This is a genomic window from Bacillus sp. F2HM (assembly GCF_019266135.1).
Classification (GTDB): Bacteria; Bacillota; Bacilli; order Bacillales; family Bacillaceae; genus Bacillus; species Bacillus safensis.
Genome location: NZ_LRMO01000014.1, coordinates 1 through 12,841 on the forward strand (window position 1 = coordinate 1; position 12,841 = coordinate 12,841).

A 12,841-nucleotide genomic window follows, 5' to 3' on the forward strand; every position below is an offset into this window, starting at 1 on the left:
TCCTTTCAGCGTGTAGACAAACCCTCGCATTCGGTGTCAGGTCTGCGCGCTGGTGCTCACGAATGTCAATTCGCTCCGCGCCAGTGCTCGTCCTTCCTAGACTGCAAAGGTTTTCTATCACGCTGAAAAGAAGACAAAGTGCTAAAATAAAAATCATTTTAGCACTTTGTCAACGATCTGAGCCGATGACAGGGTCACCGGCTTTCTTGACGTCATTAGTCTTGAAGATTAATCCATACACTTTTGACTTCTGTATAGTTGTTAAGGGCATATGATCCCATTTCTCTGCCAAGACCTGATTGCTTATATCCTCCAAACGGGGAGGCGGCATCAAAGACATTATAGCAGTTGACCCAAATCGTTCCTGCTTCAAGACGTGCAGCGATATCATGGGCATGCTTTAAGTTTTCTGTCCAAAGTCCTGCTGCTAATCCATATTCAGACTGGTTAGCTCGTTCAACCACTTCATCAATGGAATCGTAAGGAATGGCAGATAAGACAGGTCCAAAGATTTCTTCTTTGGCAATGGTCATTTCATCTTCTACATCTTTAAAAATAGTAGGGGAGACGAAATAGCCAGCCTCATAAGGGCAATCGCCCCCGACAACGGCTGTTGCCCCTTCGGATTTACCTTTTTCAATATAGCCTAACACGCGTTCGTGCTGTTCTTTACTTACAAGAGGTCCAATTTGCGTATCTTGATGAAGACCAGCGCCTTGCTTGAGGGATCCTGCATATTTGGCCATTTGATCGACCACTTCATCGTATTGGCTCCGATGAACAAAGACTCTGGACCCTGCGCAGCATACTTGGCCTTGGTTAAACATAACGCCATTTAAAGCACCTGGAATGGCTTTCTTTAAATCGGCATCAGGTAAAATAATATTCGGTGATTTTCCGCCAAGCTCTAATGTGACCCTCTTAATGGTTTTAGCCGCTTTCTCCATAATTAATTTCCCAACACTTGTTGACCCTGTGAAGGCCAGCTTGTTCACGTCAGGATGATCAGTTAAGGCTTCTCCGGCTGTTTCGCCAAATCCAGGAACGATGTTAATCACGCCTTCTGGGAAGCCGGCTTTGTCCACTAATTCTGCTAAGTAAAGAGCAGAGAGTGGAGTTTGTTCGGCTGGCTTTAAAACGATGGTGCACCCTGTTGCAAGTGCGGCGCCCATTTTCCACATAGCCATGAGCAGCGGGAAGTTCCATGGGATGATTTGTCCTACAACCCCAACCGGCTCATGGCGGGTATAATTAAAATATCCTTGACTGACAGGAATGGTTTGTCCATTCATTTTTGTCGTCCAGCCCGCATAATAGCGCATGTGCTCTATAGCGAGGGGGATATCTGCATTTGTTGTTTCATTAATTGGTTTTCCGTTATCTAAAGTTTCTAGCTGTGCAAGTTCTTCCTGATTTTCTTCCATTAAATCAGCAAGCTTGAACATGAGGCGGGCGCGTTCAGCGGCAGACATGGAGCGCCAAGGACCATGAAAGGCTTTTTTTGCAGCTTTTACGGCCTCATCAATATCTTTTGCACCTGCTTCATAAACATCAATAAGGGTTTCGCCTGTGGCTGGGTTAGGAGTAGCAAAGGTTTTGTTATCGTGACTTGTGACAAACTGACCATTAATGTAGAGTTTTTTCGTCCCTTGGAGAAAGGATTCGAGTTTTGAACTAATTTGAAGTGTTGTAGAGCTCATAAATAAACAAACCTCCTTAAAGATATGGATTGTTTTCTGCGAGTTCTAGGTGGGAAAAGCGGACATGCAACGAAACTTTATACGCACAAAGATGTAAACGTATACAATTATCATATTACACGACATGTTTGAAAGCAATCCATAACACTCATTGCATTTCGCGAAAATTTGGCTACAATAAATGTATAGATGAAAAAAGGAGTTTTTAAATCATGATCCATCAAAACTGGCAAACGGCTCAAACGTTAAAACAAGTAAAATGTGTACATACAAATGCGAAAAAATATATGGTCGACCGGGCATTAACCGTTGGAAGCACATATGAAGTGAAAAATGAAACAGAAGAATTCCTGTTTGTCGTAGACAATACGGGTAAAGTAGGCGGGTATTACAAGGAGTATTTCGAAGATATTTCAGCTGAATGATTTTGAGGGTCATCACTCATACTAAGAAAAACAGTAAAGGGTGATGATGATGAAAAAGCAGCAAAATGACGAGCAGAAAAATCAAAATGCATGGCATGAACACGAGGACGCTGATATGGCGATTACGCTTGAACAGATTTCCGATGTGTATGCCGAGGGAACGATTGATACACCAAAAGACGAATAGTCATTTAAAAACAGTGATTTGGCATAATCACTGTTTTTTTATTGGAAATGATTCAGCATTTTTCTCGAAAAGAACTGAAACTTTTTTCCTGCTTTAACAGTCTAAATAAGTAGAGGAAAGAGCATCGGATCAAAAAGAAAAAGTTAAATGAAATTTAATCTATTCGTAATGGAATAACAACCATTTATAGCGTATTCTATAAGTGAGAATAAAACGTACCCACAGAGCCGTGTGGCCGTTTTGTCATAAAGGAATTTGATGCAGGAAGAGGGGGTTTACGTGGGTATTTTTTCTGTCAGTAAACAAAATGATAAGAAATTCGAATCCTTATTGATTGAAGGGGAAAGAATTGAGGCTGTTTACAGACTGCGTCACGACCAAATTTGCTTTACCAATAAACGACTGATCTTTGGCGATAACCGCGTATTTTCTAAGAAGAAAGTCAGGGTCTCCTTGCCGTATCGATCAATTGAAAGTTTTGCCATACAAGAAGCTGGCGTGTTTGATCAGGACACAGGTATGCTGCTTGTCACAAGCTCAAAAGTATTTGAACTCGACTTTTCTAAAGAGACGGATTTGAGTGATGTGCAAGCCATTTTGACAAAACATCTTTGCTGATCAATCTTGCGATTACATAGATCATATGCACTTTTCTCATTCTTCGTTCTTATTTTTATAGATCGCACATTGCTAAGCCCTTCCCATCTGATGAGAAGGGCTTTTTTCTGCTTAAGTGTTTGAATGATAGCAAAAAAGGATAAAGATGAAACAGATACAGAAAGGAGAATGAACAATGAAAGTGTTAGTTGCAGGAGCAAATGGACATACAGGCAGACTCGTCGTTCGTTATTTAAAAGAAAAAGGACATGAGCCGCTTGCTCTCATTCGAGATGAAAAACAAGCTGATGCACTAAAAGAACTTGGTGCAGCACCTGTCATCGGTGATCTTGAAAAAGATGTGACAGATGCTGTGAAACAAGCAGACGCTGTCATCTTTGCAGCTGGTTCAGGCTCAAAAACAGGTGCAGATAAGACCATTGCGGTCGATCAAGAAGGTGCAAAACGCCTCGTTGATACAGCGAAAAAAGAAAACATCCAGCATTTTGTTATGCTTAGTGCCTATAATGCAGATGATCCGAATCAAGGAAAAGGGCAAGAAAGTATGGAAACTTATTATGAAGCAAAAAGAAAAGCCGATGAGCACTTAAAACAGTCAGGTCTTTCCTATACGATTGTCCGCCCAGGTGCCCTGCTGCATGAGGAGAAGACAGGAAAGATTGAAGCTGCCGAACATATTCCAGATGATCAAAACATCGAGATTTCAAGAGAGGACGTAGCCATTGTTCTTGTGGAGAGCTTAACAGAATCCAATGTGAAAAATAAGTCCTTTGACTTGATGAAAGGCGAAAAATCAGTAGAAGAAGCACTTCGCCATCTGTAAGAAAAGAAAGCTGCTGCCAAAGAGGCGGCGGCTTTTTTGATGTTTTCTTTTCCCTTTCAGCGGGAAGGTAATGAGAAAGGAGTGATAGACCGTGGGCTTAACGAAAGAACAACAAGCTGATTTATACGAAAGATTGATTCAATTAAAAGAAGATGTGAAGGGATCAAAAAAGAAAGAAGAATCGATGCTCGTTGAATCGAGTGAGATTTCAAATGGTGTTGGAAATCATATCGCTGATCATGGGAGCATCTATTTAGACCGCATGACAGAACAAACGCTGGATCAAGTCGATGATCAGCTTGAAGGTGAAATCGATGCAGCACTGAAACGAATGGAAGACGGAACATATGGGATATGTGAGAAAACGGGGAAAGAGATCCCATACGAGCGTTTAAAAGCAGTTCCATATACACGTTATTCAATAGATGCAAAGAAAAATGAAGAAACCACTCAAGATCCAAACGCATTTGACCGTTCATTCTCCGATCAAATGCGCGATTTAACAAATAGAGAAACAATGGATCAGATGCATTCAGATACGTATGAAAGATTAGAGGAAGAGCAAGATGTTGATGTAGATGAGGAAAAATAGGATCATAAGCGAAGGTTAAATTTTTTCAGAATAATTTTTTCTTATGTACACATGAACAAATAACTTGTATACATGAGTATTTCACAGAAAAAAGATCTCTTGAAATTTAATAAACTTTCGTGTAATATAGTTTAAAGGCTGCGATGCGCGTAATGTTAATTAAGTTTTAACCTTTAAGCTGTAATAGGGAGTTTTATATTGAAGCCGGAATGTCATGCCTCCTTAGCGAGGAAGACAGGAACGTTTCTGCAAACACCCACTTTGAGGAGTGGTGGTTTAAAACTTTCTTACTTAGATTACGGCATCCGCAGCTTTTCCTAGGATGATTCAAGCCATTTTCCATTGCGGAAAATGGCTTTTTATTTTGTGAAAAAACGAAATTGCACAGTCGGCCGGAAGAGGCATGAATGTATGTTAAAATAGACAAAACAAAAGACGGAGAGGGAATTGGATGTTAGAACAAGCAGAAGCACTCCTGAAACAATACTTTGGCTTTGACGCCTTTAGGCAGGGACAGAAACAAGCCATTGAATCGATTGTAAACAAACAGAAGGATACCGTCTGTATTATGCCGACAGGCGGGGGGAAATCGGTTTGCTACCAGATTCCTGCCCTGATGATGGAAGGAACAACGATCGTTGTATCCCCGCTAATTTCTTTAATGAAAGATCAAGTCGATGCGCTAAATGAGATGGGCATACGATCGTCCTTTTTAAACAGCACACTTTCCGTAGCTGAAATGAATAAAAGGCTGAAAAAATGTGAAGATGGGGAATATCAGCTGCTTTATATCACACCTGAACGTTTACAAAATGAGCGTTTTTTTCAGCTGCTTGACCGGTTAACGATCCCTTTAATTGCAATTGATGAAGCGCACTGTATATCTGAGTGGGGGCATGATTTTAGGCCAAGCTACCGCTTTATTCAAGAATGCTTAAATCGGCTGACAAAAAGGCCAGTGATTGTCGCATTAACTGCTACAGCCACGAAAAAGGTTCACCGAGATATATGTGAACAGCTTGGCATGAACGAAGAAGAAACCATTTTTACAGGGTTTGCTAGAGAAAATTTATCTTTTCAGGTGGTCAAAGGAGAAAATAGTGACCGCTTTATCACACATTATATGAAGAAAAATAAGCTTGAGTCCGGCATTATCTATACTGCTACAAGAAAAGAAGCCGAAAACATTTACAATCGGCTAAAGAAACAAAAGATCAAAGCTGGCATTTATCATGGCGGGTTAGATGATGATATGAGAGAAGAGCAGCAAAACCTGTTTTTAAACGATGACATCCAGGTTATGGTCGCTACATCTGCATTTGGCATGGGAATTAATAAGTCAAATGTCCGTTTTGTGATTCATCATCAAATTCCAAGGGATATTGAAAGCTACTATCAAGAAGCTGGACGCGCCGGCAGAGACGGGCTCCAAAGTGAATGCATTTTACTGTTTTCGCCGCAGGGCGTACGAATGCAGCGATTCCTCATTGAACAGTCAACAGAAGATGAAGTGCGCTTTCAGCATGAGCTGCTTAAACTTAGACAAATGGTCGATTACTGTCACACTGAGCAATGTCTGCAGCAATTTGTGATGGACTACTTTGATCAATCAGCAAGTGCCCCTTGCCAAAAATGCAGTAATTGCCTTGATGAAAGAGAGCGTGAAGAGGTCACTCGAGAAGCGCAAATGGTTTTATCGTGTACGGTTAGAATGAACGAGCGCTTTGGAAAAATGATGATTGCTCAAGTACTGGCAGGCTCTAAAAATAAAAAAGTGCTTGACCTTGGTTTCGACCGTCTTCCTACATACGCTTTAATGAAGCAGCAATCAGCCCAGCAAATTAGTGATTTCATCGAATTTTTAATTACAGAAGAGTATTTGCACATGTCTGAAGGAGCTTATCCAACATTAAAAGTGACACATAAAGGAAAGAAGGTGTTAGTCGGGCAAGAGGCTGTGTATAAAAAGCAGGCAGTGAAAAGAGAGGCGATTCAAGAAAACGATGCATTATTTGAGCAGCTGAGAGCGGTGAGAATGAAGCTGGCGAGAGAGCAGGGCGTTCCGCCATTTGTTGTATTTTCTGATCAAACCTTGAAGGAAATGTCAGCCGTTCAGCCTAAAACAGAAGAAGAACTTCTCCATATTAAGGGAATAGGCGCTCAAAAAAGAGAGAAATACGGGGATGTTTTTTTAGAAGAAATCCGTTTATTTATAGAAAAAGAGAAAAATAAAAAGGTTGAAGAAGAAAAATAAATTTTTTTCGCTGCGTTTGGACACGTTTTCAACAGGAGGTTTCTGATCCTTTCAAAACCTTGATATGGCGGGTAATCGAGCTGTTTTGTGGTCTGATTTACCAATGGAGAGAGATGTTTCATGTAAAGGAACTGTAATCTAAAACATATCGTTTTGTTATTGAATTGACATTTACATATGTTACGATAGCACTCGTTAGCCGCCATAAAAAGCTAACAAGGGAGGATTTACTTTATGAAGAAGACTATTATGTCCTTGGTTGCTGTTGCAGCAATCTCAACAACAGCATTTGGAGCACAGCAAGCTTCTGCAAAGGAAATCACTGTGAAGAAAGGTGATACACTTTGGGGAATCTCTCAAAAAAATGATGTGTCTCTAAAGGACCTAAAGGGTTGGAACAATTTATCTACAGACATGATTTATGTAGGTGATAAATTGACAATCTCTTCAAAAGAGAAAACTCAGGAGCAGTATAAAGTCCAGAAGGGGGACAGCCTCTGGAAAATCGCTCAAAAATTCAATGTGTCAATTAGCGATATTAAGTCTTGGAATAACTTAAACTCAGATATAATTGTGACTGGTTCAACACTAAGTGTTGCTGGTCAAAGCTCAGCTCCGGTAAGCTCAGAGCCTGTACAAAAACAGGAGCCTGTCCAAAAAGAGCAAACAACACAAAAAGCTGCTCCTAAAAAGGAAACAGCTAAAGCAGAATCATCTTCTGCTAGTCAAAGTGTACAAAAAGAATTGACTGTAACGGCTACGGCTTATACAGCAAATGATGGTGGCATCTCAGGTATCACTGCAACAGGGGTAAACTTAAACAAAAACCCAAATGCGAAAGTCATTGCAGTAGATCCTAATGTCATTCCATTAGGAAGTAAGGTTTATGTTGAAGGCTACGGTGAAGCTACCGCAGCAGATACTGGCGGCGCAATTAAAGGTAACAAAATTGATGTACATGTACCAAGCAAATCCCAAGCAAAAAATTGGGGCGTAAAATCAGTCAAAGTGAAAGTACTTAACTAGTAATCTATTGTTTTTTGGAAGAAAGCATCAGGTGGCGGCCTGATGCTTTTATTGTACCCTTTTTTTGGTCAAAAAAACACATATTTTTCAGAAAAATTTGCATTTTCGACAAAAACCAGCGTATATTCCATCATACACGCTGGTTTTTTGGCGTTAGCTGTCCACCCAATAAATTTCCCCGCTTTGTTCTTTCCAATTGATTTGGACATCAAATTGGTGTTTTTCATAAAAGTGAATCAAGCGGTCCACGTGATTCCAATCTCTTTTGACGAGGTCACCCGTGATGACTGGGATGTTCTGCTCTCTTGCGATTTCTTTTAAATGCTTCATGCAGATTGAGCCGTATCCATTATCGGGAGGGCCTTTAATATCAGCAATATGAATCTTTCCTTCTTCAGGGTATTCCGCGATTAAGGAAAAATCAGATTGTCCGCGAAAAGCTTTTTCACAATCGCTGAGCATGATTTTGCATGTATCCGCACTTTCAATGGCAGAGACAATCATCCATTCATCTTCTTTCGCCTGATCAATGCCAATGATCTTTGCTTTTTTCGAAATATCTTTCATATTTTCTTGCATTCGATACATTTGGAACTGCAATTGCTGTAATTCTTGCTCTAACGTCTTCACATCTTTGGTTGTTTCCTGTAAGATTGACAAGTCCATTACTCCTTTTATATAAGAAATCATAAAAACCACATAAATTCCCATTCTAAAGGAAGTGGATGGATCTTTCAAGCCGTTAGAACGCCAGTAATCGGCAAGTTTGTCTAAAATTCGACGAAGACAGCGAATTCATTGACTTTATAGAGAAAGTTAAATAACATACTCTTAGTCGGAACTAATAAAGAGAGGTTTTCAAACATGAACGAACAGAATCAAAAACCGAAAAATTTCACCGGCATTGTTGTCATTTTAACAATTGCCATAAACGGATTAATCGCTTTATTATTTTTAATGCCAAAAACAGATAAATTTAGTCATCTGGATATTACATTTCTTCCTTTACTGAATGCCGTGATGAACAGCTTTACGTTTATCTTTTTACTTTCAGCACTCATTATGATTAAACAAAAGAACATTAAAGCACATAGACGATTTATCTTTGCTGCATTTTCAACAACACTTGTCTTTTTAATTTCCTATGTGACATATCATTCAATGGCAGCTGATACACACTTCGGCGGAGAAGGGATCATCCGTCCAATTTACTTCTTTATTTTGATTACACATATTGTGCTTTCAGCAATTATTGTACCGCTTGCATTGATTACACTATTTAGAGGCGCACAGATGCAGGTCGAGCGTCACCGTAAAATTGCCCGCTGGACGATGCCGCTTTGGCTCTATGTTAGTCTCACTGGCGTCATTGTCTATATCATGATTTCTCCATACTACAGCTAACGTATGTCCAACTGGACATACGTTCTTTTATTTACAAGATGAAGTGCTTTGGATAGAATGGAAATTGGATATCCGACGTGCACGGTATCTTCCCATCTATAGATTCACATCATTTCTGGCCGTTTGCTCGTTTGGAGATCAACAATTGGACGAAACGGGGGTTATATGATGACTGAACAATTGCAGTATAAACCGGGGCTTGAAGACATTGTGGCAAGCGAAACGTCCATATCATATTTAGATGTGGAGCAAGAGGAAATTGTGATTCGCGGGTACGACCTCATTGAGCTAGCACAAAACAAGACATATTTAGAAACCGCCTATCTGCTCATTTATGGAAGATTACCAGATATGATGGAATATCACCAATTTCAGCAAGATATATCCTCACAAACGAACTTACATCCAATGATTCAAACCATTTTAACGAAACTTCCAAAAACCACTCACCCTATGGATGCGATGAGAACGTGCTTATCTGCTCTTGCGGGGTACGATGATGCATTACATGATCGATCAGAAGCGTGCCAAGTGAAGCGTGCCGTTCGATTACTAGGCCAGCTGCCGGCCATTGTTGCTGGAAGCTATCATATTCTCACAAAAGACGCCGCTATTTCTCCAGATCAGACCAAATCCTACACTGAAAACTTTTTATCCATGCTAACTGGACGCACCCCGACCGAAGACGAAATCACCGCTTTTGACCAAACACTTACATTATATAGTGAACATGAGCTGCCGAATTCAACGTTTGCGGCTAGAGTCATTGCATCCACGCATTCTGACATGTATGGTGCTTTTACTGGAGCGATCTCTTCATTAAAAGGTGATCTCCACGGAGGAGCAAATGAAGCTGTCATGCACATGCTTCTTGAAGGAAAAACAACGGAAGGATTTCTTGCGCTCATTGAACGAAAATTAGCCGCAAAAGAAAAAATGATGGGCTTTGGCCACAGAGTATACATGAGAAAAATGGATCCGCGAGCCGCTCTTTTAAAACGTTCATTGAAAACGCTTACTGAATCAAAGGGAGATACAACGCTATATGACATGTGTGTAGCAGGAGAGGCATACATGAAAGAGCAGAAAAACCTCTATCCGAATCTTGATTATTATGCTGCACCTATTTATTACGTGCTCGGAATTCCTATTTCACTTTATACACCCATTTTCTTTGCTGCAAGAGCTAGCGGATTAGCAGCCCACGTTATTGAACAGCATTTGCATAATCGCATTTTTAGACCGAGAGTCCGGTATTTAGGGCCAAGAGGATTAAAGGTTTCAAATGATGATGGAAAAACGGGGGAATGAATATGAACAAAACAGCAGTCGCCAATCAAACAGATCAGCTATTAGAAGAAATTGCTGCCTATGCAGTAGACGGAGAAATTACGAGCAAAGAGGCCATTGAAACCGCGCGTTATGTGCTCATAGACACACTCGGGTGCGGAATGCTTGCGCTCAATTTTCCAGAATGTACGAAGCACCTTGGTCCCATCATACCTGGAACAGTCGTACCTAACGGAGCAAGAGTTCCCGGCACTTCGTTTGTGCTAGATCCTGTTCAAGCGGCTTTTAATATTGGCTGTATGATCCGCTGGTTAGATTATAATGACACATGGCTTGCACAGGAGTGGGGCCATCCGTCAGATAACTTAGGCGGAATATTAGCTGTAAGTGATTATATCAGCAGAACTCGCCTTGCAAACGGAGAAGAACCGCTAACGATGAATGACGTACTGCATGCAATCGTCAAGGCACATGAAATTCAAGGTGTCCTTGCTTTAGAAAATTGTCTAAATCGAAATGGATTGGACCATGTGTTATTTGTCAAAGTGGCAACAAGTGCAGTTGTGTGTGCAATGCTTGGCGGAACAAAAGAAGAGGTCCAGCATGTTTTATCACAAGCGTTTGTTGATAATTCCCCTCTTAGGACGTATCGCCACGCCCCAAACACAGGATCTAGGAAATCATGGGCAGCAGGGGACGCAACAAGCCGCGGAGTGAGACTGGCAATGATGACACGTAAAGGGGAAATGGGTTATCAAACGCCCCTAAGTGCTGAGAAGTGGGGCTTTGAAGATGTTCTTATGAAAGGAAAACCACTTACGCTCGCCCAGCCCCTTGGATCATACGTCATAGAAAATGTTCTTTTCAAAATTGCTTATCCTGCTGAGTTTCATGCACAGACTGCTGCAGAGGCGGCTGTGATGCTGCATGACGCTGTAAAAGATCGTTTAGATGAAATTGACCGGGTAGAAATTACGACACATGAGTCAGCGATTCGGATTATTGATAAGAAAGGGCCGCTTTATAATCCAGCAGACCGTGATCATTGCTTGCAGTATATTACAGCCATTGGACTGATCTATGGTGAACTAACAGCTGACCATTATGAAGAAGAAACGGCGCAAAATCCAGCCATTGATCGTCTTCGTGATCGAATGATTGTGAAAGAGGATAAACGTTACACAGAGGATTATTTAGATCCGAAAAAGAGATCGATTGCAAACTGTGTACAAATTTTCTTTAAAGACGGGACGATGACAGACCGAATTGAAATTGAATACCCGCTCGGTCATCGCAGAAGAAGACAGGAAGGCATTCCGCTGCTTGAAAAGAAATGGGTCTATCATTTAAAGACAAGATTTCCACAAAAACAAGTGGATCAAATTGTGTCACTCTGCCAAAATCCAAATCAATTAAAAACAACAACAGTACCAGCATTTATGGACTTATTCGTCATATAAGGGGGAGCTAGCGTGTGGATCGTGAATGAAGAAAGAAGTCAGGCTGATTTAGCCGCAGTCTTTAAAGAACAAATGAACAAATCAGCTTTATTTCAAATTCCAGGCGTTCACGATGGAATGTCTGCGCTCTATGCGAAAAAAATGGGCTTTCAAGGGCTCTATTTATCAGGTGCCGCTTTTTGTGCCAGCAAAGGACTGCCAGACCTCGGCATGATCCATTCAACAGAAATGGCTGAAAAAGCGAAGGAGATGATTCGAGCTTCCCAGCTGCCGCTTTTGGTCGATATGGACACAGGTTATGGCGGTGTTTTAAATGCAGCAAGAGCGGCAAAAGAAATGGTTGAGAGCAAAGTGGCAGCTGTTCAAATTGAAGATCAGCAAATGCCGAAAAAATGCGGGCATTTAAACGGGAAATCACTCGTTCCAGTAGAAGAAATGGTCGCAAAAATCAAAGCCATCAAACAAGCGGCACCAACGCTTTTGGTGATTGCGAGAACCGATGCAAAGTCCGTAAATGGAATGGAGGATGTCATCCGCCGGGCCAATCTTTACGTAGAAGCAGGAGCTGATGCTATTTTTCCTGAGGCACTCATCACAGCAGAGGACTTCACGCATGCGTCAAGTAATATTAAAGGTCCGCTCCTTGCAAACATGACGGAGTTTGGCAAGACGCCTTATTATCATGCAGACGAATTTTCTGTATTTGGCTTTCAAATGGTCATTTATCCTGTGTCATCACTTAGAGTTGCTGCAAAAGCGTATGAGCGTTTATTTACAGAAATCATGGAAAAGGGAACGCAGCAGGGGATACTTGGGGATATGCAAACGAGAAAAGAGCTGTATGAAACGATTCATTATGATGAATATGAGGAAATGGACCAGCATTTAGCAAAAACGATCCTCCCGGAAATTGGGAAAGAGCAACGATAAAATGAAAAGCACTTCCTTGACGGAAGTGCCTCAGCGTGTAGACAAACCCTCGCATTCGTTGTCAGGTCTGTGCGCCAGTGCTCACGAATGTTAAATTCGCTCCGCTCTGGTGCTCGCCCTTCCTAGGGCTGC

The 12,841-nt window shown here is 41.2% G+C and carries 13 protein-coding genes and 1 other RNA gene; 12 read left to right on the forward strand and 2 right to left on the reverse strand.

Features of this window, described 5'->3' with window-relative positions; genetic code table 11:
* Positions 1–215: 215 nt before the first annotated feature.
* A complete protein-coding gene (locus AWT60_RS09885) occupies positions 216–1,700 on the reverse strand; it encodes an aldehyde dehydrogenase family protein (RefSeq protein WP_024422684.1) in 1,485 nt (494 codons plus the stop codon).
* A 212-nt stretch (positions 1,701–1,912) separates the two neighbouring features.
* Between AWT60_RS09885 and AWT60_RS09890 the strand changes: the two genes are divergently transcribed.
* The 8 genes from AWT60_RS09890 (at position 1,913) to AWT60_RS09925 (ending at position 7,625) form a co-directional block, all read left to right on the forward strand.
* Positions 1,913–2,125: a DUF6501 family protein gene (locus tag AWT60_RS09890; protein ID WP_024422683.1), complete on the forward strand. Its 213-nt coding sequence runs from the start codon at positions 1,913–1,915 to the stop codon at positions 2,123–2,125.
* A gap of 49 nt (positions 2,126–2,174) precedes the next feature.
* Entirely contained in the window at positions 2,175–2,312 is a 138-nt protein-coding gene (locus tag AWT60_RS09895) for a DUF4025 domain-containing protein (protein WP_075611524.1), read from the forward strand.
* 279 nt (positions 2,313–2,591) lie between these two features.
* Entirely contained in the window at positions 2,592–2,930 is a 339-nt protein-coding gene (locus tag AWT60_RS09900) for a PH domain-containing protein (RefSeq protein WP_024422682.1), read from the forward strand.
* Between the two features lie 175 nt (positions 2,931–3,105).
* Positions 3,106–3,753, forward strand: coding sequence for an SDR family oxidoreductase (locus tag AWT60_RS09905; protein ID WP_218677195.1), 648 nt, complete (start codon positions 3,106–3,108; stop codon positions 3,751–3,753).
* A gap of 91 nt (positions 3,754–3,844) precedes the next feature.
* Complete coding sequence (locus tag AWT60_RS09910; RefSeq protein ID WP_041109474.1) at positions 3,845–4,345, forward strand: TraR/DksA family transcriptional regulator; 501 nt, start codon at positions 3,845–3,847, stop codon at positions 4,343–4,345.
* A 132-nt stretch (positions 4,346–4,477) separates the two neighbouring features.
* Positions 4,478–4,663, forward strand: a non-coding RNA gene (gene ssrS / locus AWT60_RS09915) — 6S RNA.
* A gap of 133 nt (positions 4,664–4,796) precedes the next feature.
* A complete protein-coding gene (gene recQ, locus AWT60_RS09920; RefSeq protein ID WP_218677196.1) occupies positions 4,797–6,599 on the forward strand; it encodes a DNA helicase RecQ in 1,803 nt (600 codons plus the stop codon).
* Between the two features lie 234 nt (positions 6,600–6,833).
* Positions 6,834–7,625, forward strand: coding sequence for a LysM peptidoglycan-binding and 3D domain-containing protein (locus AWT60_RS09925; RefSeq protein WP_039179273.1), 792 nt, complete (start codon positions 6,834–6,836; stop codon positions 7,623–7,625).
* 153 nt (positions 7,626–7,778) lie between these two features.
* Here AWT60_RS09925 and AWT60_RS09930 read toward each other — a convergent pair whose 3' ends face one another.
* A complete protein-coding gene (locus AWT60_RS09930; protein ID WP_041086829.1) occupies positions 7,779–8,291 on the reverse strand; it encodes a GNAT family protein in 513 nt (170 codons plus the stop codon).
* Between the two features lie 198 nt (positions 8,292–8,489).
* On the opposite strand from AWT60_RS09930, the gene AWT60_RS09935 reads away from it, so the two are divergent.
* The 4 genes from AWT60_RS09935 (at position 8,490) to prpB (ending at position 12,709) form a co-directional block, all read left to right on the forward strand.
* On the forward strand, positions 8,490–9,029 hold the full coding sequence (locus tag AWT60_RS09935) for a DUF420 domain-containing protein (RefSeq protein WP_024422676.1): 540 nt from the start codon (positions 8,490–8,492) through the stop codon (positions 9,027–9,029).
* A 168-nt stretch (positions 9,030–9,197) separates the two neighbouring features.
* Positions 9,198–10,340, forward strand: coding sequence for a citrate synthase (mmgD, locus tag AWT60_RS09940; protein ID WP_218677197.1), 1,143 nt, complete (start codon positions 9,198–9,200; stop codon positions 10,338–10,340).
* Between the two features lie 2 nt (positions 10,341–10,342).
* Positions 10,343–11,779 carry a bifunctional 2-methylcitrate dehydratase/aconitate hydratase gene (locus tag AWT60_RS09945; RefSeq protein WP_306299197.1) on the forward strand — a complete coding sequence of 479 codons (1,437 nt, stop codon included), beginning with the start codon at positions 10,343–10,345 and terminating at the stop codon, positions 11,777–11,779.
* A gap of 12 nt (positions 11,780–11,791) precedes the next feature.
* On the forward strand, positions 11,792–12,709 hold the full coding sequence (prpB, locus tag AWT60_RS09950; protein ID WP_218677199.1) for a methylisocitrate lyase: 918 nt from the start codon (positions 11,792–11,794) through the stop codon (positions 12,707–12,709).
* The last annotated feature ends 132 nt before the right edge of the window (positions 12,710–12,841 follow it).